At 71.4% G+C, this 26,938-nt stretch carries 21 protein-coding genes; 14 read left to right on the top strand and 7 right to left on the bottom strand.

Features of this window, described 5'->3' with window-relative positions; all coding sequences use genetic code 11:
• Window positions 1-68: 68 nt before the first annotated feature.
• From uvrC to VFV89_RS17845, 9 genes are all read left to right on the top strand, one after another.
• On the top strand, window positions 69-2,060 hold the full coding sequence (uvrC, locus tag VFV89_RS17885; protein WP_329707317.1) for an excinuclease ABC subunit UvrC: 1,992 nt from the start codon (window positions 69-71) through the stop codon (window positions 2,058-2,060).
• Window positions 2,057-2,938: an RNase adapter RapZ gene (rapZ, locus tag VFV89_RS17880; RefSeq protein ID WP_329707316.1), complete on the top strand. Its 882-nt coding sequence runs from the start codon at window positions 2,057-2,059 to the stop codon at window positions 2,936-2,938. Before uvrC ends, rapZ begins: the two co-directional genes overlap by 4 nt.
• On the top strand, window positions 2,935-3,939 hold the full coding sequence (locus VFV89_RS17875; protein WP_329707315.1) for a uridine diphosphate-N-acetylglucosamine-binding protein YvcK: 1,005 nt from the start codon (window positions 2,935-2,937) through the stop codon (window positions 3,937-3,939). The genes rapZ and VFV89_RS17875 overlap by 4 nt, the downstream gene beginning before the upstream one ends.
• A 46-nt stretch (window positions 3,940-3,985) precedes the next feature.
• Window positions 3,986-4,969, top strand: coding sequence for a DNA-binding protein WhiA (gene whiA, locus VFV89_RS17870; protein WP_329707314.1), 984 nt, complete (start codon window positions 3,986-3,988; stop codon window positions 4,967-4,969).
• Between the two features lie 364 nt (window positions 4,970-5,333).
• On the top strand, window positions 5,334-6,344 hold the full coding sequence (gene gap / locus VFV89_RS17865; protein WP_329707313.1) for a type I glyceraldehyde-3-phosphate dehydrogenase: 1,011 nt from the start codon (window positions 5,334-5,336) through the stop codon (window positions 6,342-6,344).
• A complete protein-coding gene (locus VFV89_RS17860) occupies window positions 6,345-7,544 on the top strand; it encodes a phosphoglycerate kinase (RefSeq protein WP_329707312.1) in 1,200 nt (399 codons plus the stop codon).
• Window positions 7,545-7,573: 29 nt separating this feature from the next.
• A complete protein-coding gene (gene tpiA, locus VFV89_RS17855; protein WP_329707320.1) occupies window positions 7,574-8,344 on the top strand; it encodes a triose-phosphate isomerase in 771 nt (256 codons plus the stop codon).
• 44 nt (window positions 8,345-8,388) lie between these two features.
• Complete coding sequence (gene secG, locus VFV89_RS17850) at window positions 8,389-8,625, top strand: preprotein translocase subunit SecG (protein ID WP_329707311.1); 237 nt, start codon at window positions 8,389-8,391, stop codon at window positions 8,623-8,625.
• 14 nt (window positions 8,626-8,639) lie between these two features.
• Window positions 8,640-8,999: an RNA polymerase-binding protein RbpA gene (locus VFV89_RS17845; RefSeq protein ID WP_329707310.1), complete on the top strand. Its 360-nt coding sequence runs from the start codon at window positions 8,640-8,642 to the stop codon at window positions 8,997-8,999.
• Window positions 9,000-9,035: 36 nt separating this feature from the next.
• On the opposite strand, the gene cls is transcribed toward VFV89_RS17845, so the two are convergent.
• The 7 genes from cls to tkt all read right to left on the bottom strand — a co-directional run bounded on the left by cls (window position 9,036) and on the right by tkt (window position 18,734).
• The gene (cls, locus tag VFV89_RS17840) at window positions 9,036-10,529 is read right to left on the bottom strand and encodes a cardiolipin synthase (RefSeq protein ID WP_329707309.1); all 1,494 of its coding nucleotides are present in this window, start codon (window positions 10,527-10,529) and stop codon (window positions 9,036-9,038) included.
• 32 nt (window positions 10,530-10,561) lie between these two features.
• Entirely contained in the window at window positions 10,562-11,308 is a 747-nt protein-coding gene (gene pgl / locus VFV89_RS17835; RefSeq protein WP_329707308.1) for a 6-phosphogluconolactonase, read from the bottom strand.
• A complete protein-coding gene (locus VFV89_RS17830; protein ID WP_329707307.1) occupies window positions 11,305-12,216 on the bottom strand; it encodes a glucose-6-phosphate dehydrogenase assembly protein OpcA in 912 nt (303 codons plus the stop codon). The genes pgl and VFV89_RS17830 overlap by 4 nt, the downstream gene beginning before the upstream one ends.
• Window positions 12,217-12,376: 160 nt before the next feature.
• Entirely contained in the window at window positions 12,377-13,897 is a 1,521-nt protein-coding gene (gene zwf / locus VFV89_RS17825) for a glucose-6-phosphate dehydrogenase (protein ID WP_329707306.1), read from the bottom strand.
• The gene (gene pgi, locus VFV89_RS17820; protein WP_329707305.1) at window positions 13,894-15,570 is read right to left on the bottom strand and encodes a glucose-6-phosphate isomerase; all 1,677 of its coding nucleotides are present in this window, start codon (window positions 15,568-15,570) and stop codon (window positions 13,894-13,896) included. The genes zwf and pgi overlap by 4 nt, the downstream gene beginning before the upstream one ends.
• Window positions 15,571-15,573: 3 nt before the next feature.
• The gene (tal, locus tag VFV89_RS17815; RefSeq protein WP_329707304.1) at window positions 15,574-16,677 is read right to left on the bottom strand and encodes a transaldolase; all 1,104 of its coding nucleotides are present in this window, start codon (window positions 16,675-16,677) and stop codon (window positions 15,574-15,576) included.
• 29 nt (window positions 16,678-16,706) lie between these two features.
• Window positions 16,707-18,734: a transketolase gene (gene tkt / locus VFV89_RS17810; protein WP_414690399.1), complete on the bottom strand. Its 2,028-nt coding sequence runs from the start codon at window positions 18,732-18,734 to the stop codon at window positions 16,707-16,709.
• Between the two features lie 184 nt (window positions 18,735-18,918).
• On the opposite strand from tkt, the gene VFV89_RS17805 reads away from it, so the two are divergent.
• The 5 genes from VFV89_RS17805 to VFV89_RS17785 all read left to right on the top strand — a co-directional run bounded on the left by VFV89_RS17805 (window position 18,919) and on the right by VFV89_RS17785 (window position 26,739).
• Window positions 18,919-19,887, top strand: a complete 969-nt coding sequence (locus VFV89_RS17805) for a heme o synthase (RefSeq protein WP_414690398.1) — start codon at window positions 18,919-18,921, stop codon at window positions 19,885-19,887.
• A gap of 225 nt (window positions 19,888-20,112) precedes the next feature.
• Window positions 20,113-20,868, top strand: coding sequence for a glycosyltransferase family 2 protein (locus VFV89_RS17800; protein WP_329707318.1), 756 nt, complete (start codon window positions 20,113-20,115; stop codon window positions 20,866-20,868).
• Between the two features lie 22 nt (window positions 20,869-20,890).
• Window positions 20,891-21,979, top strand: coding sequence for a glycosyltransferase family 4 protein (locus VFV89_RS17795; protein ID WP_329707302.1), 1,089 nt, complete (start codon window positions 20,891-20,893; stop codon window positions 21,977-21,979).
• 15 nt (window positions 21,980-21,994) lie between these two features.
• A complete protein-coding gene (locus tag VFV89_RS17790) occupies window positions 21,995-24,262 on the top strand; it encodes a hypothetical protein (RefSeq protein ID WP_329707301.1) in 2,268 nt (755 codons plus the stop codon).
• Window positions 24,259-26,739 (top strand): oligosaccharide flippase family protein, encoded by a 2,481-nt coding sequence (locus VFV89_RS17785; protein WP_329707300.1) that lies wholly within the window; start codon window positions 24,259-24,261, stop codon window positions 26,737-26,739. Before VFV89_RS17790 ends, VFV89_RS17785 begins: the two co-directional genes overlap by 4 nt.
• Window positions 26,740-26,938 lie beyond the last annotated feature (199 nt).

Below are 26,938 nucleotides of genomic sequence, written 5' to 3'. Positions count from 1 at the left end.
CGGTGACCGTCGAGTAGGCGGTGCCGCACCGGAGCGGGCCCGTCGGCGGCGGCACGTAGGGTTGGCGCGTGGCCGATCCGTCGACGTACCGCCCTGCGCCGGGGTCGATCCCGACCGCGCCCGGCGTCTACCGGTTCCGCGACGAGCACCGCCGCGTCGTCTACGTCGGCAAGGCCAAGAACCTCCGCGCCCGGCTGACGTCGTACTTCCAGGACATCGCCAACCTGCACCCGCGGACCGCCACCATGGTGACCTCCGCGGCGAGCGTGGAGTGGACCGTGGTGAGCACGGAGGTCGAGGCGCTCCAGCTCGAGTACTCCTGGATCAAGGAGTTCGACCCGCGGTTCAACGTCAAGTACCGCGACGACAAGTCCTACCCCTGGCTGGCCGTGACCGTCGGCGAGGAGTTCCCGCGGGTGATGGTCGGGCGCGGCGCCAAGCGCAAGGGGACCCGCTACTTCGGCCCCTACAGCCACGCCTGGGCGATCCGCGAGACCGTCGACATCCTGCTGCGGGTCTTCCCGATGCGCAGCTGCTCCAACGGGGTCTTCAAGCGCTCGGGCCAGATCGGCCGCCCCTGCCTGCTCGGCTACATCGACAAGTGCTCCGCTCCGTGCGTCGGCAACATCTCCGCCGAGGAGCACCGCCAGATCGTCGACGACTTCTGCGACTTCATGGGTGGCCAGACCCGCCCGTTCATCCGCCGCATCGAGCGGGAGATGTACGCCGCCTCGGAGCGCCAGGACTACGAGAAGGCGGCGCGGCTGCGCGACGACCTCGGCGCGATGAACCGCGCCCTCGAGAAGCAGGCCGTGGTGCTGGGCGACGGCTCCGACGTCGACGTGATCGCGCTGGCCGAGGACCCCCTCGAGGTCGCCGTCCAGATCTTCTACGTCCGGGGTGGCCGGATCCGCGGCCAGCGCGGCTGGGTGGCCGACCGCGTGGAGGAGGGCGGCACCGCCGAGCTGGTCGAGGACTTCCTGCTGCAGCTCTACGCCGGGGACTCCGACTCCATCCCGCGGGAGATCCTGGTGCCCGAGCTGCCGCCCGACGTGGAGACCTTCGAGCAGCTCCTCGGCGACCTGCGGGGCAGCCGGGTGCAGATCCGGGTGCCGCAGCGCGGCGACAAGCGGACCCTCCAGGAGACCGTGGCGCGCAACGCCCTCGAGGCGCTGGCCCTGCACAAGACCAAGCGGGCCAGCGACCTCACCACCCGCAACCGGGCGCTGGAGGAGATCCAGCAGGCCCTCGGGCTCGACGACGTGCCGCTGCGCATCGAGTGCTACGACATCTCCAACCTCCAGGGCACCGAGGTCGTCGGCTCGATGGTGGTCTTCGAGGACGGCCTGGCCCGCAAGAGCGAGTACCGCCGGTTCGTCATCAAGGGCGTCGACGGACAGAACGACGTCGCCTCGATGCACGAGGTGATCACCCGCCGGTTCCGGCGGCTGCTGGACGAGCAGGCCCGGTCGGAGTACCGGCCCGCCGACCCCGACCACCCCGAGGGCGGCCCGATGCTGGTCGACCCGGAGACCGGCCGGCCGAGGAAGTTCGCCTACGCGCCCGGCCTGGTCGTGGTCGACGGTGGCCCCCCGCAGGTCGCGGCTGCGCAGCGAGCCCTCGACGAGCTCGGGATCGACGACATCCCCGTCGTCGGCCTGGCCAAGCGGCTCGAGGAGGTGTGGGTCCCCGGCCAGGAGGACCCGGTCATCCTGCGCCGTTCGTCGGAGGGGCTCTACCTGCTCCAGCGGATCCGCGACGAGGCCCACCGGTTCGCGATCACCCACCACCGCTCGCGCCGCTCCAAGTCGATGGTCGAGAGCCTCCTGGACGACGTACCCGGCCTCGGCGAGGTGCGTCGCAAGACCCTGCTCAAGCACTTCGGCTCGCTGAAGAAGCTCCGCGACGCCGAGGTGGCCGACATCGCACAGGTGCCCGGCATCGGGCCGACCACGGCGGCCGCGATCAAGGAAGCGGTGGCCGCGGCCAAGGGCGATCGCCAGACTGTCTCCGTGACTCCGTCATTCAATGCCGCGACGGGGGAGGTGGTCGAAGAGTGACGACCGAGGACGCCACGGCCAAGCCCGGGGAGCTGGTCGTGGTGACCGGCATGACCGGAGCCGGCCGCAGCACGGCTGCGAAGGAGCTCGAGGACCTCGGCTACTACGTCATCGACAACCTGCCGCCCGAGCTCATCAAGGAGGTCATCCGGCTGGTCGACCGGAGCCGCGGCCCGGACCACCCCGTGGCGGTCGTGACCGACGTCCGCTCCGGCGCCTTCTTCGGCTCCCTCGCCGAGAACCTCGCCCAGGGCGCCACCGGCCGGCACGCAACCCTGGTCTTCCTCGAGGCCAGCGACGAGGTGCTCGTGCGCCGCCAGGAGGCCGCGCGCCGACCGCACCCGCTCCAGGGCGCCGGCCGGCTCCTCGACGGGCTCCAGCGCGAGCGGGAGGTGCTGGCCGGCCTGCGTGGGGACGCCGACCTGGTCATCGACACCACCGACTTCAACGTCCACCAGCTCACCGACCGGATCGCCGCCGAGTTCGGCACGCCACTCACCGTCCAGCTCAAGGTCAGCGTCGTCAGCTTCGGGTTCAAGTACGGCATCCCGGTCGACACCGACTTCCTCGCCGACATGCGGTTCCTGCCCAACCCGCACTGGATCCCCGAGCTGCGGCCGCGGACCGGCCTCGACCGGGAGGTGGCCGACTACGTCCTGGGGCAGCCCGGGGCGGAGGAGTTCGTGCAGCGCTGGGTCGACCTGATCGCCGGGGTCGCCGACGGCTACCTCCGGCAGGGCAAGCGGTTCGCGCAGGTGGCGATCGGCTGCACCGGCGGCAAGCACCGGAGTGTCACGGTGACCCAGGAGGTGGTCCGCCGCCTCCAGGGCCGCGGCATCGAGGCGCGCGCCTACCACCGCGACCTGGGGCGCGAGTGAGCGACGCCGCCGGTCGGGTCGTCGACCGGGCCGACGACAGGGCCGTCGCGGTGGTCGCCTTCGGCGGCGGCCACGGCCTGCACGCCTCGCTGTCGGCGCTGCGGCTCCTCGTCGACGAGCTGGTGGTCGACGACCTCACCGCGGTCGTCACGGTGGCCGACAACGGCGGCTCCTCGGGGCGGCTGCGCAACGAGTTCGGCGTGCTGCCGCCCGGAGACCTGCGGATGGCCCTGGCCGCGCTGTGCGGCCGCAACGAGTGGGGAGTCACCTGGTCACGGGTGCTCCAGCACCGGTTCGCCGGCCACGGTGAGATGCGCGACCACGTCGTCGGCAACCTGCTGATCGTCGGCCTGTGGGAGCTCCTCGGCGACCACGTCGACGCGCTGGACTACGTCGGCAGGCTGCTCGGCGCCACCGGCCGGGTGCTCCCCATGGCGCTGGTCCCGATGGACATCACCGCCGAGGTGCGCGGCCTGGTCCCCGACGACCCCGACGCGCTGGTGGCCGTGCGCGGCCAGGTCGAGGTGGCGACGTCCGACGGGGTCATCGAGTCGGTCGCCCTGGTCCCGCCCGACCCGCCGGCTGCCCCCGAGGCGCTGAAGGCGATCCAGGCCGCCGACTGGGTGGTGCTCGGCCCCGGGTCGTGGTTCACCTCGGTGATCCCGCACCTGATGGTGCCCGCGCTCCGGCAGGCCCTGGTCAGCACCGACGCCCGGGTGGTGGTCGTCCTCAACCTGGCCGCCGAGGCAGGCGAGACCTCGGGCTTCGGCGCCGCCGACCACCTCCGCGTGCTGGCCGGGCACGCCCCTGACCTGCGGGTCCACACCGTGCTCGCGGACCGGGACACCGCCGCGCACGAGCTGGCCGAGCTCGAGCAGGTGGTGGCGGCGTACGGCGCCCGGCTGGTGGTCGACGACGTCGCGGAGGCGCCGGGGACACCGCGTCACGACCCGGTCAAGCTGGCCGCGGCGTACTCGCGGATCTTCGGCTCGAACTCGTGAAAGACGATCGGCTTAGGATTGTTGACGTGCGTGCGAGGATCGCCCCATGGCGATGACGGCGCAGGTGAAGTCCGAGCTGGCCAGCATCCACATCACCAAGACGTGTTGCCGCAAGGCCGAGGTCGCCTCGATGCTCCGGTTCGCGGGTGGCCTGCACATCGTCAACGGCAAGATCGTGGTCGAGGCCGAGCTCGACACCGGTGCCGCCGCGCGCCGGCTGCGCAGCGACGTCTCCGAGGTCTTCGGCCACGAGTCCGACGTCGTGATGGTCCAGGGCAACGGCATCCGCAAGGGCAGCCGCTACATCGTCCGGATCAGCAAGCAGGGTGAGGCGCTGGCCCGGCAGACCGGGCTGGTCGACCAGCGCGGCCGGCCGGTGCGCGGGCTGCCGCCCGCGGTGGTGTCCGGCGGCGGGTGCGACGCAGTCGCCGCCTGGCGGGGTGCCTTCCTGGCCCATGGGTCGCTGACCGAGCCCGGTCGCTCCTCGTCGCTCGAGGTCACCTGCCCTGGCCCCGAGGCCGCCCTCGCGCTGGTCGGAGTGGCCCGCCGGCTCGGCATCCAGGCCAAGGCGCGCGAGGTGCGCGGTGTCGACCGCGTGGTGATGCGCGACGGCGACGCCATCGGCCAGCTGCTGACCAGGCTGGGCGCCCACGAGTCGCTGATGGCGTGGGAGGAGCGCCGGATGCGGCGCGAGGTGCGGGCCACCGCCAACCGGCTGGCAAACTTCGACGACGCCAACCTGCGCCGCTCCGCGCGGGCCGCGGTCGCGGCCGGCGCCCGGGTCGAGCGGGCGCTGGAGATCCTCGGCGACGAGATCCCCGACCACCTCAAGATGGCCGGTGCGCTGCGGCTCGAGCACAAGCAGGCCTCGCTCGAGGAGCTCGGCCAGCTGCACGACCCGGTGCTGACCAAGGACGCCATCGCCGGCCGGATCCGCCGGCTGCTGGCGATGGCGGACAAGCGGGCCGAGGAGCTCGGCGTCCCCGACACCGAGGCCTCCCTCACCCCCGAGATGTTGGCCGAGGAGTAGATCGGCCGACGAAGGAGGCCGGGCTACTCGTGTCGGCCAAGGTTGAGCGCGACTGCGCCTGAGGGACGAAGGCGCAACGGAGCAGTCGAAACCCTCCGCAGCGCTGGCTGGAAGCCGAGTCGAGCCGGGTGCCGTCGCTGCGGTGGTCTCGACGGGCTCGACCAGCGGTGGGGCAGCGGGTGGCGTCGCTGCGGTGGTCTCGACAGGCTGGACCAGCGGTGGCCGGTTACCCGCACGTATGCCGGACGCCCGGTGGGGCCCGAAATCCCCTGCCATTAGGCTCGAACCGGCGGGTGACTGAACGCCCGTGACCTTCAGGCCGGTGGGTGACCGAACGCCCGCCACGACGACCAAGGAGACTGCAGTGACTGTTCGCGTCGGCATCAACGGCTTCGGCCGGATCGGCCGCAACTTCTACCGCGCCGTGCGCGCCCTCCAGCAGGGCGAGGGACTCGACATCGAGATCGTCGCCGTCAACGACCTCACCGACCCGGCGGCGATCGCGCCGCTGCTCAAGTTCGACTCCATCCTCGGCCGCCTCGATGTCGACGTGCAGGCCGGCGACGGCCAGATCACCGTGGGCGACCAGGTGGTCAAGTACTTCGCCGAGCGCGACCCCGCCAACCTCAAGTGGGCCGACGAGGGCGTCGACGTGGTCGTCGAGTCCACCGGCTTCTTCACCGACGCGACCAAGGCCCGCGCCCACGTCGACAACGGGGGCGCCAAGAAGGTGATCATCTCCGCCCCCGCGAAGAACGAGGACTTCACGGTGGTCCTGGGGGTCAACCAGGACCTCTACGACCCGGAGCAGCACACCGTCATCTCGATGGCGTCGTGCACCACCAACTGCCTCGCGCCGATGGCCAAGGCGCTCAACGACTCGGTCGGCATCAACAAGGGGCTGATGACCACCGTGCACGCCTACACCGCCGACCAGAACCTCCAGGACAACATCCACAAGGACCTGCGCCGGGCGCGGGCCGCCGCGCTCAACATCGTGCCCACCTCGACCGGTGCCGCGAAGGCGATCGGGCTGGTGCTGCCCGAGCTCAAGGGCAAGCTCGACGGCTACGCACTGCGCGTCCCGACGCCGACGGGCTCGCTCACCGACCTGTCGTTCGAGGCCGGGAAGGAGACCTCCGTCGAGGAGGTCAACGAGGCGGTCAAGGCCGCGGCCGACGGTCGCATCCTGAAGTACTCCACCGACCCGATCGTCTCCTCCGACATCGTCACCGACCCGGCGTCCTGCATCTTCGACGCGCCGCTCACCAAGGTGATCGGCAACCAGGTCAAGGTGGCCGGCTGGTACGACAACGAGTGGGGCTACTCCAACCGGCTGGCGGACCTGATCAAGTTCGTCGGCGAGACGCTGTAGATGGGGGAGTACCCCGGACTGGGCGAGGTCGCCGGCAAGCGGGTCCTCGTCCGGTCCGACCTCAACGTGCCCCTCGACGGCACCCGGATCACCGACGACGGCCGGATCCGCGCCAGCGTCCCCACCATCAGCGCGTTGGCCGACGCCGGCGCCCGGGTGGTGGTGACCGCGCACCTCGGGCGGCCCAAGGGAGAGCCGGAGGACCGCTACTCGCTCCGCCCGGTCGCCGAGCGGCTCGGCGAGCTCCTCGGCCGCGAGGTCGCCTTCGCGACCGACACCGTCGGTGAGTCGGCCCGCGAGACCGTGGCCGGGCTCGAGGACGGCCAGGTCGCCGTGCTCGAGAACGTGCGGTTCAACGCCGGGGAGACGTCGAAGGACGACGCCGAGCGTGGCGAGTTCGCCGACCGGCTGGCCTCGCTGGCCGACGCCTTCGTCTCCGACGGGTTCGGCGTGGTCCACCGCAAGCAGGCGTCCGTCTACGACGTCGCCCAGCGGCTCCCGCACGCCATGGGTGGGCTGGTCGCGACCGAGCTCGCGGTGATGAAGCGGCTGACCGAGGAGCCCGAGCGGCCTTACGTGGTCGTGCTGGGCGGCTCCAAGGTCTCCGACAAGCTGGGCGTCATCGACAACCTGCTCGGGCAGGCCGACACGCTGCTGATCGGCGGCGGGATGGTCTTCACCTTCCTCAAGGCCCAGGGCCTCGAGGTCGGGAAGAGCCTCCTGGAGGAGGACCAGCTCGACGCCTGCCGTGGCTACCTCCGGCGCGCCGAGGAGTCCGGCGTACGGATCGTGCTGCCGACCGACATCGTCGTGGACACGGCGTTCCCCTCAGCCGACCGGGAGCCCGAGCCGCGGGTGGTCCCGGCCGACGCGATCCCAGCCGACGCCCTCGGCCTGGACATCGGGCCGGAGTCGGCCCGGGCGTTCGCCGACGAGGTCGCCGCGGCCCGCACGGTGTTCTGGAACGGTCCGATGGGCGTCTTCGAGACCCCCGCCTTCGCCGAGGGCACCCGGGCCGTCGCCGAGGCGCTGACAAGGGTCGACGGGCTGTCCGTGGTCGGCGGCGGCGACTCCGCGGCCGCGGTCCGCACGCTCGGCTTCGACGAAGCCGCCTTCGGGCACATCTCGACCGGTGGCGGCGCCAGCCTCGAGTACCTCGAGGGCCAGGAGCTGCCCGGCATCGCCGTACTGCAGGATTGACCCTCGTGGCTGACACTCGCACCCCGCTGATGGCGGGCAACTGGAAGTCGAACCTCAACCACCAGGAGGCGGTGGTCCTCGTCCAGAAGCTGGCGTGGACCCTGGACGACAAGAAGCACGACTACAGCCGGGTCGAGGTCGTCGTGCTCCCGCCGTTCACCGACATCCGCTCGGTGCAGACCCTCGTGGACGGTGACCGGCTGCCGATCCGGTACGGCGCGCAGGACGTCTCCGAGCACGACGGCGGCGCCTACACCGGCGAGATCTCGGCGGCGATGCTGGCCAAGCTGGGCTGCTCCTACGTCGTGGTCGGGCACAGTGAGCGGCGCGAGCACCACGGCGAGACCGACGACCTGGTCAACACCAAGGCGCACAAGGCTCTGGCGGCCGGGATGACGCCGATCGTCTGCGTGGGCGAGGGGCTGGAGGTCCGCCAGGCCGGCGACCAGGTCGCCCACACGCTCCGCCAGGTCGAGGGGTCGCTTGCCGGCTTCTCCGCGGAGCAGGTGGCCGGCCTGGTGATCGCCTACGAGCCGGTCTGGGCCATCGGCACCGGCGAGGTGGCCACTCCCGACGACGCCCAAGAGGTCTGCGCGGCGATCCGGGAGCACTGCCGGGTCACCTACGCAGACGCGGCCGCGGACGGCGTCCGCATCCTCTACGGCGGCTCGGTGAAGGCCGCCAACGTCGCCGGGATCATGAACGGGCCCGACGTGGACGGCTGCCTGGTGGGCGGTGCCAGCCTGCAGGCCGACGAGTTCGGAGGCATCTGCCGCTACTACGACATGCCGGTGCTGTGATCACCCTTTCGGGCGACCCGGTTTCGTGACGTAGGATCGCGCACGTGGATCTCCTCTTCACGATCATCCTGCTCGTCACGAGCGCGCTGATGATCCTGCTCGTCCTGCTGCACAAGGGTCGCGGTGGCGGCCTCTCCGACATGTTCGGCGGGGGTGTCTCCAGCTCCTTGGGCGGCTCGTCGGTGGCCGAGCGCAACCTGGACCGGCTCACGGTCGGCATCGGGGCGATCTGGTTCGCCTCCGTCATCGCGTTGGGCCTGCTGCTGGCCTACCAGGGCTGAGGGAAGGACCCGAGATGGCTGGTGGAGGAAACGCCATTCGCGGGAGCAGGGTCGGCGCCGGCCCGATGGGCGAGGCGGAGCGGGGCGAGGCTGCCCCCCGCCAGGCGGTCACCTACTTCTGCTCCCACGGCCACCGGTCCGTGGTGACCTTCGCGGTCGAGGCCGCGGTCCCCGAGTCGTGGGACTGCCCGCGCTGCGGGCTGCCCGCGTCGCTGGACTCGGAGAACCCGCCCCCGGCCCCCAAGATCGAGCCCTACAAGACCCACCTGGCCTACGTGAAGGAGCGCCGCTCCGACGCCGAGGCCGCCACGATCCTCGACGAGGCTCTCGAGCTGCTCCGCTCCCGGCGCAAGTCGGGCGACATCATCTTTTGATCGAGTCGAAACCCCCGCAGCCTGCGCTGGAACTCGTCATTGCACGGTCGCGGTGAGCCGCATCAGGTTGTCGAGCGCGCGCTGACCGCGGCTGCGCGCGCGCCACACGTCGAGGGTGAGCTCGGTCGACAGGGAGCGGTAGCGGTCCTGCACCTCGCGCAGCCGGTCGACCACGCCCGTGCCGGTCAGCATCATCACGACCTCGTAGTTGAGGGCGAAGGACCGCATGTCCATGTTGCTGGAGCCGACCACCGCGAGGTCGTCGTCGACGGTGAAGTGCTTGGCGTGCAGGACGAAAGGCTCCGGGTAGAGCCAGATCCGCACCCCGGAGACCAGGAGCGTGTCGTAGTAGGACCGCTGGGCGTGGGAGACCATGAACTGGTCCGCTGTCGCGCCGACGAACAGCTCGACGTCGACGCCGCGCTGGGCCGCGGTGGTCACGGCGTAGAGCAGCGAGTCGTCGGGGACGAAGTAGGGGCTCGTGAGCGACAGCGTCCGCTCGGCGGCGTAGATCATGTTGGTGAAGAGCCGCAGGTTGTTCTCGGTGACGAACCCGGGGCCGCTCGGCACGACCTGGAGCCCGACGTCGGTCACGGCGCCGGGGCGGGCTGACGGCGGGGGCGGGATCGCGGCCACCAGCTCGTCGAGCCGCTCGCCGGTCTCGGCCAGCCAGTCGGTGGCGAAGACGACGTTGAGCTCCTGGACGGCCGGCCCCTCGATCCGCGCCATCAGCTCGACCCAGGCCCGGCCGAGCTTCTGGTTCTTCGGCTTGTCGTAGCAGGGCTCGATGAGGTTGAGCGAGCCGCTGAACGCGACGCGTCCGTCGACGACGAGGATCTTGCGGTGGTTGCGCAGGTCCGGGCGCCGGAGCTCGCCCTTGAACGGGAGGATGGGCAGCATCCGGGCCCAGACGATGTCGGTGCCCTCGAGCCTGCGGATCAGCTCCTTGTAGACCGGGATGCCGCGCGACCCGAGGTGGTCGAAGAGGAACCGCACGGTCACGCCCCGCTGGGTCGCCTTCACCAGCTCCTCGAAGAACGGTGCGGTCACCTCGTCCCAGGCCGAGATGTAGAACTGCACGTGCACGTAGTCGGTGGCGGCGGAGACCGCGAGCCGCATCTCCTCCACGGTCCCGGTGTAGTCGTCGAGCAGCTCGACGGCGTTGCCCGTCGTGAACGGCAGTACGCCGAGGGTGCGGTTGAGGTGGGCGAGGCCGTGCACGAGGGGGGAGTGGTCGGCCCGGAATGCCTCGGTGCCCTTGTCGAGCTGCGCCAGCGGCGCGACCTCGAGGATCGCCGCGTTGACCTCGGCCTGCTGGGCCCGGCGCTTGCGACCGACCGTGTTGCGACCGAGCAGCAGGAACAGGGCGAAGCCGAGGAACGGCACGGCCAGGATGAGGATCAGCCAGGCCATCGCGGTCTGCGGACGGCGGCCTCCGGGTAGCACCAGGAGGGCGGTCACGACGATGGCGATCTGGGCCACCGTGAGCAGCACCCCGACGATGGTCGAGGCGGTGGCCCAGTCACTCATTGCTGGACCCTACTGGCTGGTGCGGGGCGGTGTCAGAGGCGACTCGCCGCGGCCCGGTCGAGGAACCAGATCGTCTCCTCGGAGCCGCTCACGCCCGCGGCCGGGCAGTCGTGCAGGTCGGTGCCGTCGGCGAGCGCACGGGCCACGGCCTCGGCCTTCTTGTCGCCGCTGACCAGGAACCAGACCGACTTCGACCGGTTCAGCGCGGCGAAGGTGAGGCTGATCCGCTCCGGGGGCGGCTTGGGGGAGCCGGTCACCCCGACGGCGATCTGGTCGTCCACGTCGAGCTGGGGGAAGCCCGGGAACAGCGAGGCGATGTGGCCGTCGGGGCCGACGCCGAGCATCATCACGTCGAACTCGCCGCTGCCGTGCGCCCGGACCGTTTCGGAGTAGGCGGCGGCGCCGGCGTCGACGTCCGCAGCATCGCTCGTGGACGGCATCTCGTGGACCTTGGCCGGGTCGACGCCGACCGCGGTCAGGAACGCCGCCCGCGCCTGGCCGGCGTTGCGGTCGGGGGAGTCGGGTGCGACGAACCGTTCGTCGCCCCACCAGACCACCACGCGGGACCAGTCGATCTCCGAGGATCCGGACAGCCTGGCCAGCTCGCGGTGCACGGCATCCGCGATGGTCCCGCCGGTCAGCGCGATCTGCGGCTCGTGGCCGGCGCTCTGGGCGTCCACGAGCCGCGCCAGCAGCTCACCGGCCACCGCGGTCGCCAGGGCGTCCGCGGACTCGTGGACCTCGATGCGGGGCGCCGGACCGACCTCCGCCTGGCTCACAGCGCCCTGCTCCTGGTGAGTGTCTTCGCCACCGCGGCGTAGACGTCGTCCTCGTCGAGCCGGCGCAGCTCCTCGGCCAAGAGCTCGTGCACGTCCCGCCGCCGCAGCGCGATCGGTCGGTCGGGGTGCCCTGGCGAGGTGTAGGTCGCGAGCCGGCCGTCGGGCCGCGAGATCCGGATCGGGCCCTCGCGGGTCTCCAGCTCGACCGCGGTGATCCCGGGGCCGCCGGAGCCCCTGCGCTCGATGTCGACCTTGAGCCGGTTGCGCAGCCACGCGACGAGCAGGTCGGCGGACGGGTTGACCCGCTCGGCGCTCACGTAACCGCCGGTCACCTTGAGCGGGTGCTGGTCGAGCGCGGCGGCGAGCAGCGCGCGCCACGGGGTCAGCCGGGTCCAGGAGAGGTCGGTGTTGCCCGGGGTGTAGGACCGGCACTGCGCGTGCAGCGCCTTGGCCCGGCCGCGGGAGACGTTGGCCGAGTCGGTGATCCGCCGCTGTGCGAGCAGCCCGAGCGGGTCGTTGGCCGGGTCGGGCGGGGGGTCGGTCGGCCACCAGACGGCGACGGGGGAGTCCGGCAGCAGGAGGGGCAGCACCACGGACTCGGGATGCCTCGCCACCTCCCCGGTCAGACGGATCAGCGCGGTCTCGCCGGTCCAGCCGGAGCCGGTGCCGACCTGGGCGTCGACCTGGGAGTCGCCGCGGGCGTCGCCCAGGATCACGCCCAGGACCCGGGCCGGGTGCTCGTGGGACGCCTCGCGGGCCATGTCCATGGCGCGGTCGGCGTCCTCCTCGTCTGCGACGACGACCATGGTCAGCACCATCCCCATCGCGGGGCTCCCCGCGCGGGTCCGGGCCTTCACGAACTCGGCGGCGATCCCGGCCGAGTCGGTGTCGGTGAGCGCGATCATCATGGCGTGCCTCCCACGTTATGGCGGATGTCGGCGTCGTTCCGGCGCGCGCTGGCTAGGCGCCGGCGCGAAGGCAGACTGGGCGTCTTCCGAGGGTCGGCAACGACGCCAGCGCGTGACCGGGGCGGCGTCCGGCGCCGCCAGAATGTGGGAGGCATGCCTATCAGGGTCGCCTCCAGGTCCTGCCGTCGCGGGCCAGCATCTTGTGGGCACCCTCGGGCCCCCAGCCGCCGGAGGGGTAGGGCTCCGGCTTCCCCTTGGTCGCCCAGTAGTCGAGGATCGGGTCCAGGATCTGCCAGGAGAGCTCGACCTCCTCGTGGCGCGGGAACAGAGGCGGGTCGCCGAGGAGGACGTCGAGAATGAGCCGCTCGTAGGCCTCCGGAGACGACTCGGTGAAGGTGCCGCCGTAGACGAAGTCCATGTTGACGTCGCGGATCTCCATGCCGGCTCCGGGCACCTTGGACCCGAACCGCAGCGTGATGCCCTCGTCGGGCTGCACCCGGATCACGAAGGCGTTGTTGGTGAGCTCCTCGACGGCGGAGTCGCTGAACGGCTGGTGGGCCGACTTCTTGAACACCACCGCCACCTCGGTGACCCGGCGCCCCAGCCGCTTGCCGGTGCGCAGGTAGAAAGGGACGCCGGCCCAGCGGCGGTTGTCGACGAACAGGGTCACCGCGGCGAAGCTCTCGGTGTGCGAGGTCTTGCGCACGCCGTCCTCCTCGAGGAAGCCGCGCACCTTGCGGCCCCCGGACCAGCCGGCGGCGTACTGTCCGCGCGCCGTGGTCAGGTCGAGCCGACGAGGCAGGCGGACCGAGGCCAGGAGCTTCTGCTTCTCGTGGCGCAGGGAGTCCGCGTCGAAGGCCTGCGGCTCCTCCATCGCCACGAGTGCCAGCAGCTGGAGCAGGTGGTTCTGGATGACGTCGCGGGCGGCACCGATGCCGTCGTAGTAGCCGGCCCGACCCTCGATGCCGACGTCCTCGGCCATCGTGATCTGCACGTGGTCGATGAAGTGGGCGTTCCAGAGCGGCTCGAACATCTCATTGGCGAACCGCATCGCGAGGATGTTCTGGACGGTCTCCTTGCCGAGGTAGTGGTCGATGCGAAAGATCTCGTTGGGCGCGAAGACCGACATCAGTGCCTGGTTGAGGCGCCGGGCGGACTCGAGGTCGTGGCCGAACGGCTTCTCGATGACCACGCGGCGCCACGCATCGCCGTCGACCTGGGCCAGCCCGTGCTCCTTGAGCTGGTCGGCGACATTGCCGAAGAACGCCGGGGGGATGGCCAGGTAGAACGCGTGGTTGCCGTCGGTGCCACGGACCTCGTCGAGCTCCTCGATGGTGCGGCGCAGCCGGTCGAAGGCGACGTCGTCGTCGAAGTCGCCCGGCACGAACCGGAACCCCTCGGCCAGCTGTCGCCAGGTCTCCTCGCGGAACTCGGTGCGCGCGTGCTGCTTGACCGAGTCGTGGACGATGTCGGCGAAGTCCTGGTCGGCCCAGTCGCGGCGCGCGAACCCGGTCAGGCTGAACCCCGGCGGCAGCAGCCCGCGGTTGGCGAGGTCGTAGATCGCCGGCATGACCTTCTTGCGGGACAGATCACCGGTGACGCCGAACAGGACCATCCCGCACGGACCGGCGATGCGGGGCAGCCGGCGGTCCTGGGGGTCCCGCAGCGGGTTGGCTCTCACGGTCGGCGGTTCTTCCTGTAGTAGGCGATGAGGGCCTGCGTCGACGGATCGGCCCGCGCGGCCGCGGACTCGTCACCGGCGACCGCGGGCGCAAGCTGCTGGGCGAGCTGCTTGCCGAGCTCGACGCCCCACTGGTCGAAGCTGTCGATGCCCCAGACCACACCCTCGGTGAAGGTGATGTGCTCGTAGAGGGCGATCAGCTGGCCGAGCACCGACGGGGTCAGCTCGGACGCCATGATCGACGTCGTCGGCCGGTTCCCCGGGAACACCCGGGCCGGCACGCCCTTCTCGTCAGTGCCCTCGGCGCGCACCTCGTCGGCCGTCTTGCCGAAGGCCAGGGCCCGGGTCTGGGCGAAGAAGTTGGCCAGGAACAGCTCGTGGACGTCGGTGCTCGCTCCATCCTGGGCGTCGCGCAGCGGGTAGGCCGGGTTGGCGAACGCGATGAAGTCGGCCGGCACGAGCCGGGTGCCCTGATGGATCAGCTGGTAGAACGCGTGCTGCCCGTTGGTGCCGGGCTCGCCCCAGAAGACCTCGCCGGTGTCGGAGGTCACCGCGGTGCCGTCCCAGCGGACGCCCTTGCCGTTGGACTCCATCGTCAGCTGCTGGAGGTAGGCCGGGAACCGGTGCAGCAGCTGGGAGTAGGGGAGCACCGCGTGGGTCTGCGCACCGAGGAAGTTGGTGTACCAGACGTTGAGCAGCCCCATCAGCACCGGCACGTTGCGCGCCGGCTCGGTGGTGCGGAAGTGCTCGTCCATGGCGTGCATCCCGGCCAGCAGCTCGGTGAACCGCTCCGGGCCGATCGCCACGACGAGCGAGGTGCCGATCGCGGAGTCCATCGAGTAGCGGCCGCCGACCCAGTCCCAGAACCCGAAGGCGTTGTCCGGGTCGATGCCGAAGTCGGCCACCTTGTCGAGCGCGGTCGAGACCGCCACGAAGTGCTTGGCGACCGCCTCCTTGTCGTCGACCCCTCCTGTCCGGGCCAGCCCGTCGAGCAGCCAGGCCTTGCACAGGCGTGCGTTGGTCAGGGTCTCGAGGGTGCCGAAGGTCTTGCTCGAGACGATGAACAGCGTCGTGGCCGGGTCCAGCCCGGCCAGGGTCGTCGCCGCGTCGGTCGGGTCGATGTTGCTGATGAACCGGCACTCGAGCCCGTCCTGCCGGTACGGCTCGAGCGCCTCGTAGGCCATCACCGGCCCGAGGTCGGAGCCACCGATGCCGATGTTGACGACCGTGCGGATCCGCTCGCCGGTGACGCCGGTCCAGGCACCCGAGCGCACCTTGTCGGCGAAGTCGTAGACCCGGCGCAGCACCTCGTGGACGTCGCGGACGACGTCCTGACCGTCGACCTCCAGGGTGGCGTCCTCGGGAAGCCGGAGGGCGGTGTGCAGGACCGCGCGGTCCTCGGTGACGTTGACGTGGTCGCCCCGGAACATGGCCTCGCGCCGCTCGGCCAGCCCGACCTGGCCGGCCAGGGCAAGCAGCTCGGTGAGCACCGGCCGGGTGATGAGGTTCTTGGACAGGTCGACATGGAGGTCTGCCGCGCTGAAGGTCAGCGCCGTGGCGCGCTCGGGGTCCTCGGCGAACCACGCGCGCAGGCTCGGCGTGAACCCGTCCGCCAGTGCCCGCAGCGCGTCCCAGGCCTCCGTGGTGGTGGCGTCGACGGGCGCGTCGACCACGCCCTAGGCCTCCTGCTCCATCTGCTTGCGGACCGTCTCGACCAGCTCGTCCCACGACTTCTTGAACTTGTCCACGCCCTCCTCCTCGAGGACCCGGAAGACGTCGGGGAGGTCGATGCCCACGCCGGCGAGCTGGTCGAAGACCGCCTGCGCCTCGCCGCCCTTGCCGGTGACCATGTCGCCCTTGACCTCACCGTGGTCGGCGAAGGCGTCGAGGGTCTTCTCCGGCATCGTGTTGACGGTGTCGGCGACGACCAGGTCGGTGACGTAGAGCGTGTCGGGGTAGTCCGGGTTCTTCACGCCGGTGGACGCCCACAGCGGGCGCTGCGGGTTGGCTCCCGCCTCGGCGAGCTGCTTCCAGCGGTCGGATGCGATGACCTCTTCGTACGCCGCGTAGGCGAGCAGCGCGTTGGCCACGGCGGCCTTGCCGCGGAGGGCCTTGGCCTCGTCGGTGCCGATGGCCTCGAGCCGCTTGTCGACCTCGGTGTCGACCCGGGAGACGAAGAACGAGGCGACCGAGAAGATCCGACTCAGGTCGAGCCCCGCGTCGCGAGCCTGCTCGAGCCCGGTCAGGTAGGCGTCCATGACCCCGCGGTAGCGCTCGACGCTGAAGATCAGCGTGACGTTGACGTTGATCCCTTCCGCGATGCCGGCAGTGATGGCCGACAGCCCCTCCTCGGTGGCCGGGATCTTGACGTAGGCGTTCGGCCGGTCGACGGCCTGCCAGAGCCGCTGCGCCGACGCGATGGTCGCCTCGGTGTCGTTGGCGAGGTCCGGCTCGACCTCGATGGACACCCGGCCGTCGGCCTTGGTGGACTCATAGACCGGCGTCATGATCTCGCAGCCGTTGCGGACGTCCTCGGTGGTGATCTCGAAGATCACCCGGTCGACGTCGGCGCCCTCGGCGACCAGCTTGCGGACCTGCTCGTCGTACCGCTCACCCTCGGAGATCGCGCCGGCGAAGATGGTCGGGTTGGTGGTCACCCCCACGACGTGCTTGTCCTTGATCAGCTCGGCGAGGTTGCCGGTCTCGATGCGCTCCCGGGATAGGTCGTCGAGCCAGATGGAGACGCCGGCGTCGGACAGGGCCTGCAGACGGTCGGTCATGGTTGCTCCTTCGAGGGGGTGGGGAAGGTTCAGCTGCTCGCCACGTGGATGCTGTCGCGCGCAGCGTCGGCCACCGCGGTTGCGGTGACCCCGAACTCGGTGAAGATGCGCTGGTAGTCGGCCGAGGCGCCGTAGTGCTCGATGGACACGATCCGGCCGTGGTCGCCGACGACCTCGCGCCAGCCCTGCGCCACGCCCGCCTCCACCGAGACCCGGGCCTTGACGGTGGGCGGGATGACGGACTCGCGGTAGGACGACTCCTGCTCGTCGAACCACTCGCGGCACGGCATCGAGACCACACGAGCGGCAACGCCGTCCTCGGCCAGGATCTTCCGGGCCCCGACCGCGAGCTGCACCTCGGAGCCGGTGCCGATCAGCACCACGTCGGGGGTGCCCTCGGTGTCGAGCAGGACGTAGCCGCCGCGGTGCACGTTGGAGGTGTCGGAGAAGTCCTCCTCGCCGCGTGGGAACACCGGGAGGTTCTGCCGGCTCAGCGCCAGCCCGGCCGGGCGGTCGGTGCGCTCGAGGATCGCCTTCCAGCACGCGACGACCTCGTTGGCGTCACCGGGGCGGACGAGGTCCAGCCCGGGGATCGCGCGCAGCGCGGCGAAGTGCTCGATGGGCTGGTGGGTCGGCCCGTCCTCGCCGAGCCCGATCGAGTCGTGGGTCCAGACATAGGTGACCGGGATCCCCATCAGGGCGGCCAGCCGGACCGCGGGCCGCATGTAGTCGGAGAAGGTCAGGAAGGTGCCGCCGAAGACGCGGGTCCCGCCGTGCAGCGCGATGCCGTTGAGGATCGCGCCCATGCCGTGCTCGCGGATGCCGAAGTGGAGCACCCGGCCGGCCAGCGGGTCGGCCTGCCACATCTTGGTGCCACGGTCGCTCGGCAGGAACGACGGTGCGCCCTCGATGGTGGTGTTGTTGGACTCGGCCAGGTCGGCCGAGCCACCCCAGAACTCGGGCACCTTCGCGGCGATGGCGTTGATCACCGCGCCGCTGGCCTTCCGGGTCGCCACGCCCTTCTCGTCGGCCTCGAAGCTCGGCAGCTCGGAGTCCCAGCCGTCGGGGAGGGTCCGGGTCTGCATCCGCTCGAAGAGCGCGACGTCGGCCGAGGGCTTCGTGGTCCAGTGCTGGAACTCCTTGTCCCACTCCGCCTGGGCGGCCTTGCCGCGCTCGACCAGGCGGCGGGTGTGCTCCAGGACGCCCGGCGGGACCTCGAAGGCCTGGTCGGGGTCGAAGCCCAGCACCTGCTTGGTCTTGGCGACCTCCTCGGCACCGAGCGCGGAGCCGTGCGCCTTTCCGGTGTTCTGGGCGTCCGGCGCCGGCCAGGCGATGATCGTGCGCAGCACGATGAAGCTGGGCCGGTCGGTGACCGCGTCGGCGTTGCGGATCGCCTCGAAGAGGGCGGGCACGTCCTCGACGTACTTGGTCCCGTCGTGGGTCCAGTCCACGGTCTGCACGTGCCAGCCGTAGGCCTCGTAGCGCGCGCCGACGTCCTCGGCCAGCGCGATGTCGGTGTTGTCCTCGATCGAGATCCGGTTGGCGTCGTAGATCACCGTCAGGTTGCCGAGCCGTTGGACGCCCGCGATAGCCGAGACCTCCGCCGAGACACCCTCCTCGATGTCACCGTCGCTGCAGATGGCGAAGACCCGGTGATCGAACGGCGAGGCGCCCTCGGCGGCGTTGGGGTCGAGCAGGCCGCGCTCCTTGCGGGCGGCCATCGCCATCCCGACGGCGTTGCCGATGCCCTGGCCGAGCGGGCCGGTGGTCGTCTCGACGCCGGCGGTGTGGCCGTACTCCGGGTGGCCGGGGGTCTTGCTGCCCCACGTGCGCAGCGACTTGATGTCCTCGAGCTCCAGCCCCCACCCGCCGAGGTAGAGCTGCAGGTAGAGCGTCAGCGACGAGTGCCCGGCGGAGAGGACGAACCGGTCCCGCCCCGGCCAGTGCGGGTCGGCCGGGTTGTGGCGCATCACCTTCTGGAACAGCAGGTAGGCCGCCGGCGCGAGGCTCATCGCGGTGCCGGGATGCCCGTTGCCCACCTTCTGGACCGCGTCCATGGCCAGGACACGGATCGTGTCCACGGCCTTGTCGTCGAGCTCGTTCCACTCAAGGTCTGCCTCGGTGCTCACTGCGTTCCTCTCGACGGCCTGCGGGCACCTCCGACCCTACTCAGCGCCACGGCTAGACTCACAGCGGCTCAGTGCCCACATCCAACCCGCCGAACGCACTCTCAGAGGTTCCGTGACCTACGTCGGACAGTCGGTACCGCGCACCGCGCGGCCCGCTGCCGAACGCAGAATCGCTGGACCGTCGCGGAGAGCCACCGCCCGCGACGTCGTCACGGCGTACGTCGGGCTGACCAAGCCGCGCGTCATCGAGCTGCTGCTCCTCACCACGGTTCCGGTGATGTTCTTCGCGGCCCAGGGGGTCCCGCCGCTCGGTCTGGTGGCCGCCACCGTCGTGGGCGGCACGTTCTCCGCCGGATCGGCGTCGGTGTTCAACTGCGTCTACGACCGGGACATCGACGAGCAGATGCGCCGTACCCGCCGGCGGGCGCTGCCGCGCCACCTGGTGTCACCGCGGGCCGCGCTGGTCTTCGGCTTCGCGCTCGCGGCCCTGTCGACCGCGGTCCTGCTGCTCTGGGTCAACCCGCTGTCCGCAGCGCTGTCGCTGACCGCCAACGCGTTCTACGTCTTCGGCTACACGATGCTGCTGAAGCGGCGGACCACCCAGAACATCGTGTGGGGCGGGCTGGCCGGCTGCTTCCCGGCGCTGATCGGCTGGACCGCGGTCACCGGCGAGCTGTCGTGGGTACCGGTCGTGCTCTTCGCGGTGGTCTTCTTCTGGACCCCGCCGCACACCTGGGCCCTGGCCCTCCGCTACCGCGAGGACTACGCCAACGTCGACGTGCCGATGCTGCCCGTCGTGGCGCCGGCCCGCGAGGTCGGCCGCCAGGTCGTGGTCTACAGCTGGGTGATGGTCGCGGTGTCCCTTGCGCTGTGGCCGGTGGCCGGCACCGGTCTGGTCTACCCGCTCGCCGCGGTCGTGCTCGGCGCCGGCTTCCTGCTCGAGGCGCACCGGATGTGGGGCCGCGCCCGCGGCACCGAGGACCTCACCACGATCCAGCCGATGCGGCTCTTCCACGCTTCCAACCTCTACCTCTCGCTGCTGTTCGTGGCGGTCGCGCTCGACCCGCTGCTCACCCGCTGATCCCCAGACAGCTGATCGCCAGGCAGCTGATCCCCAGGCAGCTGATCCCCAGATGGGGGAGGGCCGGTGGCCGGGCCCCGGTGACCGGCAGGTAACCTGCAGCCGGTGCGCCATGGGGGGCGCGCACGTGTTGGTGACTGGGGGGTCCCGAGCATGGCGGTCTCACGCCGTGAGGTAGACGCGCCGACTTCTGCAGCGGGCTACGCGAGGCCACCGGACCCGCGGATCAGCGTCGTGATCCCGGCCCTCAACGAGGCGCGCAACCTCCGCGAGGTGCTGCCGGCGCTCCCGCCGGTCCACCAGGTGGTCCTGGTCGACGGGGGAAGCGTCGACGGCACCGTCGAGACGGCCCGGGAGCTGCTGCCCGACGTCGTCGTGGTGCGCCAGGCCCGCCGCGGCAAGGGCAACGCGCTCGCGGCCGGCTTCGCCGAGGTCAGCGGCGATGTCGTCGTGATGTTCGACGCGGACGGCTCGGCCGACCCCGGCGAGATGCCGCGGTTCGTCGAGGCCCTGGTCGAGGGCGCCGACTTCGCCAAGGGATCGCGGTTCCGGCCCGGCGGTGGCAGCGCGGACATCACCTGGGTCCGCCGGCTCGGCAACCGGTTCCTGCAGACCTGGATGAACCGCTCCTTCCGGACCCGGTTCACCGACCTCTGCTACGGCTACAACGCGTTCTGGGCCGACCTGGTCCCGCTGCTCGACCTCCCGGACCACGACCTCGCGGCTCCCGACGGCGCCGGGATGCTCTGGGGCGACGGGTTCGAGATCGAGACCATGATCAGCTGCCGGTTCGCCACCGCGGGGCTGACCATCACCGAGGTGCCGAGCGTCGAGCGCCGGCGCATCCACGGCGAGTCCAACCTGCGCGCGGTCTCCGACGGCTGGCGGGTGCTGCGCACGCTGCGCACCGAGCGGGCGCGAGTGAGGCGCAACACCGCCCTCGACAGGGCGCTGCTCGGCCAAACCGCCACGGCGGATTAGCAGCCTCTGGGACGATTCCGGAGTGACGCGTGTGGGGATGATCGCGACTCGGAGCCAGCCGGAGATCGGCGGCATCGAGTCGCACGTGGCCGAGGTGGCGAGCCGGGTCGTCGCGCGCGGCCACGACCTCGAGCTCCTCACCACCGACCGCAGCGGAAGCCTGCCCCGGCGCGAGCGGGTCGACGGCTACACGGTGCGGCGGTTCCGCGCCTACCCGGCCGGCCGGGACTGGTACTTCAGCCCGGGGCTGTTCTGGGCCGCCCTGCGCACGAGGTACGACGTGGTGCACGTCCAGGGGATCCACACGCTGGTCCCACCGCTGGCGATGCTCGCGGCGATCCTGCGCCGCACGCCGTTCGTCCTGACCTTCCACACCGGCGGCAACAGCAGCGCATTCCGGGAGAAGGCGCGCCGCACCCAGTTCCGGCTGCTGGCCCCGCTGCTGCGCCGGGCGGGTGCCCTCGTGGGCGTCTCGGAGTTCGAGGCGCACCGGTTCGAGGAGGTCATGGGGTTGCCGGAGGGTTCGATCCGGGTGATCCGCAACGGCGGCTCGTTGCCCGCGCCGGCGGGACCGGTGACGCCGGAGCCGGGGCTGGTGGTGAGCGTCGGCCGGCTCGAGCGCTACAAGGGCCACCACCGGGCCGTCGAGGCGCTGCCGTACCTCCTCAAGTCCCACCCCGAGGCGCGTGTGGAGATCCTGGGCTCCGGGCCCTACGAGCGCGAGCTGCTCACGCGCGCCGAGGAGCTGGGCGTCGACGACCGGGTCCGGGTCCGCTTCGTGCCGCCGGTGGACCGCGCGCAGATGGCCGAGGCGGTCGGGCGGGCGTCGGTGATGACCCTGCTCAGCGACTACGAGGCGCACCCCGTTGCGGTCATGGAGGCGCTCACCGCCGGCCGGCCCGCGGTGGTCAGCCGAACGTCCGGCCTGACCGAGCTGGCCGACCTCGGCTGGGCGGTCGGTGTCGACCAGCACGCGACCCCCGAGGAGACCGCCCGCGCCATCGAGCGGCAGCTCGCGGAACCGCTCGTCCCCGACCCGGCGGAGCTGCCGACTTGGGAGACGTGTGTGGCTGGGGTGCTCGATACTTATCAGTCGGTCCTGGCTCGCTGACGCAGGGGAACAGGGATGACAGCCACAGTCGACGCGCGTGTCAACGTGCCCGAGGACGCGCCCGCAAACGGGCGTCGCCTCGAGGCCGTCGCCGCGCTGCTGTCGTGCCTCGGGCTGCTCATCCAGGTGATCGGCTACGCGTGGGGCTGGCACGGCGACGAGTCGACGGCGATCGGGCTCTGGTACGTCGGCTTCGTCGGCATCGTGGTCCCGTTCGCGTGGCTGCTGCTCGCGCCGTCGCGAACCGGGCACCAACGGCTCGGCGCCGCGCTCGCCTTCGGCCTGGTGATGTACGCCTCGTGGTACCTCACCGACCCGATCCTGGCGACCCGGTTCGACGAGACGCTGCACGTCACGACCCTGGTCGACCTGGTCGACCACCACTCGTTCTTCTACCCCAACAGCACCCTGCCGGTCTCGCCGCACTACCCGGGGCTGGAGCTCGCCACCGCCGGCGTGCACTGGCTGACCGGGTTCCCGCTGATCGTCTGCCAGGTGCTCGTCGTGCTCACCGCGCGGTCGGTCTTCATCCTGGCGCTGTTCCTGCTGGCCAGCCGGATCGGTCGCTCCACCCAGGTCGGCGCGGCCTGCGTGCTGCTCTACGCCGGCAGCGCGCAGTTCTACTTCTTCAACTCCCAGTTCAGCTACCAGACCGTGGCGATCGCCATGCTGATGGCCGCGCTCTACCTCCTCGTGCGCGCGTTCGACGCCGAGGAGGAGCGGCCCTGGAAGCTGCTGGTCGGCGTCCAGGTCTGCCTGGCCGGGCTCGCCGTCACCCACCACCTCACGAGCTGGCTGACCCTGGTGCTGCTGTGGCTGCTGGCGCTGTTCTTCTGGCGCGGTGGCGAGGAGCGGCGGGCCCGGCTGACCCTGATCACCGCCGAGGTGGCGACGGTCGTGGTGCTGGCGTGGACCGCGATCATCGCCCCGCTGCTGATCAGCTACCTGGGGCCGATCTTCGACGTGGCGACCAGCCAGCTCCTGACCGTGCTGGACGGCAAGGGCGCCCGTGAGGTCGGGACCTCCACCGACGGGACGCCCACTCCCACCTGGGAGCTGATCGTGATGGCCGGGTCGGTCGTGCTCTGGATGGCCATGCTGGTCCCGGCCGCCTGGCGGGCCTGGCGACGCGGCAGCCTCGGCCCGACCCGCGCGCGCTACGTCCCCCTCGCCATCGCGGTGATCTACCCCGCGCTGCAGCTCGCCCGGTTCGCCCCGTCGGCCGCGGAGATCGCAGACCGGGCGTCGACGTTCGTCACCATGGCGATGGCGCTGATCGTCGCCGCGTGGCTGGCGCCGCGGATCCAGCTGTTCTCGGCGCTGGTGGTGCCCGGGCTGGTCGTGCTGATCCTCGGCGGCACCCTCATCGGCAGCGGCCCGGACTGGCAGCGCGTCCCCGGCCCCTACCTGGCCGGCGCCGAGCAGCGCTCGATCGACGCCGAGACGGTGGCGGTCGCGCAGTGGGCCGGGAGGTACCTCCCCGAGGGGTCCCGGGTCGCCGCGGACTCGACGTTCACCAGGGTGCTGCCCAACTTCGCCCCGGTCACACCGATCACGCAGCCGGCCGGCTTCGACAGCATGACGCCCCTCTTCATCGCGCACTCGGTGGACGAGGAGGTGCTCCGGCTCATCCTCCACAACGACGTCGACTTCATCGTCGTGGACACCCGGCTGGTCGGGCAGACGGTCAGGTCAGGCGGCTTCTTCGAGGGCAGCACCGGCTTCGGACCGGACGCCCGGACCATCTCGCGCGACCAGGTCCAGAAGTTCGAGGACCAGCCCGGCTTCGACCTCGTCCTCGACGGGCCGGTCAAGGTCTACGACGTTCGCCCGCTGCGGCACGCCGAGCAGACCTTCGCCGACCGCGACCCGCCGGGGCTGCCGGGCGGCTGGACGCCGTGGCAGGCGCTGGCGACCGTGATGCTGGTGGTGATCGGGCTGCTGGCCCGCGGCCGGCTGCTCGACCCCCGCCGGTTCCGCGCGCGTGACGTGTGGCGGCCGGCGGTGACGCTGCCCGCGGCGATGGTGTTCGGCGCGATCGGGGTGCTGGCCGGCTTCAACCCGCTGGGCGGCCTGATCGCGGCCTCGGTGCTGCTCTTCGTGCTGGTCCAGGTCAGCCGGCGGCCCCAGCCGATCGGGCTGGGCCGGGCCAGCAGCTGGGCATGGGGCCTGCCCACGGGCCTCCTCGTCGCGGCCACCGTCGGCGTCGCGGTGTGGGCGGCCTGGCACGGCCTCCTCGACCACCCGGCGTTGCCACCGCCCGCCGTCGGCGGCCCGGTGTGAGCACGGACACGGTCGCGCAGGGCATCTGGTCGCCGTTCCGGTCCCTCCTGACCGCACAGCTGCTCTCGGCCGCCCTCGGCCTGGTCTTCTGGGTCCTCGTCGCCCGTCTCGTCGACGCCCACGACGTGGGTGTCGCCGCGGCCGCCATCAGCGCGCAGACCCTGCTCGGCATCATCACGGTCCTCGGCTACGGCACGATGCTCGTCTCGGAGCTGCCCAAGGCCGAGCCTTCCCGCCAGCGCACGATGGTGCTGCGGTCCCTGGTCGTGGTGTTCGTGTCCTCGGTGGTGGCGGCCGGGGTCGTGGTCGCGGTCTCGCCCCACCTGTCGGCCAACCTGCACACCGCACTCGGCGACCCGGTCGGGGCGTCGGCGTTCGTGCTCGGCACCGCGGGGTTCGGTTGGGCGCTGGTGGCCGACGACGCCTGCCTGGGCGTGAAGCGATCCCGCCTCCAGGTCTGGCGCAACCTGGTCGCCTCCAGCCTCCGCTTCCCGCTCACCGCGATCCTCCTCGTCGCCGGGTTCACCGACGCTCACGTGCTCCAGGTCTGCTGGGTCCTGCCGCTGGTCGCGTCGGTCCCGTTCACGCTGTGGCGGCTGCGGCTCCCGAAGCCGGACCTCTCGAGCCCGCCGTTCCTGGCCGACCTGCGCAGCTTCCTCGGACTGGCCCTGCGCAACCACGCGCTGAGCCTGGCGCTGGCGGCGGGGTCGCAGATGGTGCCGGTCGTCGCGGCGCTGACGCTCGGCTCGGTGCAGAACGCCGAGTTCGCGATCGCGTGGCTGATGGCGACCTTCGTCTTCCTGCCGCCCTACCTGCTCGCCACCGCGTTGTTCGCGCACGGCGCGAACATCTCCGAGGAGGAGTTCCGGCGCAGCATGGAGCGCACGCTGCCCGCTGCGCTGCTGCTCAGCGCGGCCCTCTGCGTGGGGGCGTGGGTGCTCGGGCAGCCGGTGCTGCTGATCTTCGGGGGTGACTACTCGCGTCACTCGTGGTCGATCCTGGCGCTGCTGGTGCCGGCCGGGCTCTGGATGGTCGTCAAGGACCACCTCGTCGCCCTGTGGCGGACCCAGCGCCGGTTCTCGCTCGCGACCCGGCTGGCCTGTGCCGCGCTGGTGATCGAGGTGGTCGGGGCCGTCACCGGTGGGATCATCGGTGGCGCCCGCGGTCTCTGCATCGGATGGCTCGTCGCAATGGGGGTGGAGATGGCACTGGGCGTTCCGTGGCTGCGCCAGGCGTTCGGGGGGCTGCACTGGCGGCTGCCGGTCCGGCGCCGCACCCAGCTCGGTGGCGCGACCCTGCAGGTCCTGGTCGCCGCCGCGCTGGTGGTCGTCATCGGGGCGGCGGGGGTCTGGACCGCAACGCGCGGCGAGGGCGGCTCGCCCGGGCGTACGTCGGCCGACGGGCTGCCGACCCCGGGCGCACCGCTCCAGACCTGTGAGCCGAGCGCGACCTACGGGGGGCCGAAGATCGACCTCAACGTGCAGTCGGCCACCGGGGACCCGGACGACCCGATCCGCACGGTCGCCGACGTGCGGGCCCTGGTCACGCTGGCCAAGGCGGCCGGCGCTCAGGTGATCTCGACGTCCGCGTCGTTCCGGACCATGCAGCCGTTCCCGAAGCGGCCGATGCGGTTCGGCTACATCGACCGGACCCTCGCCGCGGCCCACGAAGCCGGTCTCGAGGTCCGGCTCCAGATCACCGGCATGCCGCGCTGGGCGCTGGACGACCCGGAGTACCCCGCCCAGCCGCCCCGCTCCGACGCCGAGCTCGCGACCTGGGCCGGCCTCGTCACCCAGCTGATGGAGCACGTGAACGGTCAGATCGACTACCTCGAGGTCTGGAACGAGCCCAACGTGGACAAGGGCTGGCCGACCGGACCCGACCCGGAGGAGTTCGCCCGGCTGCTCGCCGTCACCTACCCGGCGGTGCACAAGGTCGCGCCGACGACGCAGGTGGTCAGCGGCGGCCTGGCCAGCAACGACATCGGCTACCTCACGCGGGTCTACAAGGCGTTCGACGGGCTCGGGCTCACCACCACGCCGTTCGACATGCTGGGTGCGCACCCGTTCTCGGGTGACCACGCGCCGGACTCGGTCGACCCCGCGAAGCGCTACGACCGCGAGCCGTTCGGCCTCTACGACGAGAACTTCAGCGGCTTCATGGGGCTGCACCAGGTGCTGGTGGACCACGGCGACGAGGGGAAGCCGGTCTACATCACGCAGTTCGGCTACAGCACCGAGGCGGCCGAGGGTCGCAAGGCGGTGCCGGACGAGCTCCGGGCGTCCTACCTCACCCGGGCGCTCGAGCAGACCACGTGCGTGCACTACGTGCCGGTCTTCTCGTGGTATGCCCTGCAGCCCACCCGGTGGGACCCGCCGGACTACGCGCTGCTCGACGAGCAGAACCGGCCGAACCTGACCTACGAGGCGCTGGCCGACTGGGGCCGCAAGGCGGCCGAGGCTGGAGCCGGCGGGTGATGGTGCGCATCGGCGTCGGAAATCCCGCAAACCGGCCACACCCCACCGGTCGCCCTGACAGACTCGGCAGCACCGGGCCCGAGAGGGTCCGCGCGGTCGACCGGACGGAGGTGCCCAGTGCCGCTGCTGCGCCTCCGGCGAGACCGCGGGCCACGGGACTGCACGTGCGGCCATCCGCACCAGGCCCACGAGCACTACC

The sequence above is a fragment of the Nocardioides sp. genome (genome assembly GCF_036274455.1).
In the GTDB taxonomy this organism is placed as follows: Bacteria; Actinomycetota; Actinomycetes; order Propionibacteriales; family Nocardioidaceae; genus Nocardioides.
Note: the sequence above shows the minus strand (reverse complement) of the source record. Positions and strands in the feature narration are given on the sequence as shown.

Excerpts from the sequence above, each read along its gene's own strand:
- VFV89_RS17830 (WP_329707307.1), bottom strand. The coding sequence starts at position 12,216 with ATGATGATCGCGCTCACCGACACCGACTCGGCCGGGATCGCCGCCGAG.
- VFV89_RS17845 (WP_329707310.1), top strand. The coding sequence starts at position 8,640 with ATGGCTGGTGGAGGAAACGCCATTCGCGGGAGCAGGGTCGGCGCCGGC.
- tpiA (WP_329707320.1), top strand. The coding sequence starts at position 7,574 with ATGGCGGGCAACTGGAAGTCGAACCTCAACCACCAGGAGGCGGTGGTC.
- VFV89_RS17860 (WP_329707312.1), top strand. The coding sequence starts at position 6,345 with ATGGGGGAGTACCCCGGACTGGGCGAGGTCGCCGGCAAGCGGGTCCTC.
- cls (WP_329707309.1), bottom strand. The coding sequence starts at position 10,529 with ATGAGTGACTGGGCCACCGCCTCGACCATCGTCGGGGTGCTGCTCACG.
- tkt (WP_414690399.1), bottom strand. The coding sequence starts at position 18,734 with ATGGACGCGGTCCAGAAGGTGGGCAACGGGCATCCCGGCACCGCGATG.
- tal (WP_329707304.1), bottom strand. The coding sequence starts at position 16,677 with ATGACCGACCGTCTGCAGGCCCTGTCCGACGCCGGCGTCTCCATCTGG.
- VFV89_RS17790 (WP_329707301.1), top strand. The coding sequence starts at position 21,995 with ATGACAGCCACAGTCGACGCGCGTGTCAACGTGCCCGAGGACGCGCCC.
- whiA (WP_329707314.1), top strand. The coding sequence starts at position 3,986 with ATGGCGATGACGGCGCAGGTGAAGTCCGAGCTGGCCAGCATCCACATC.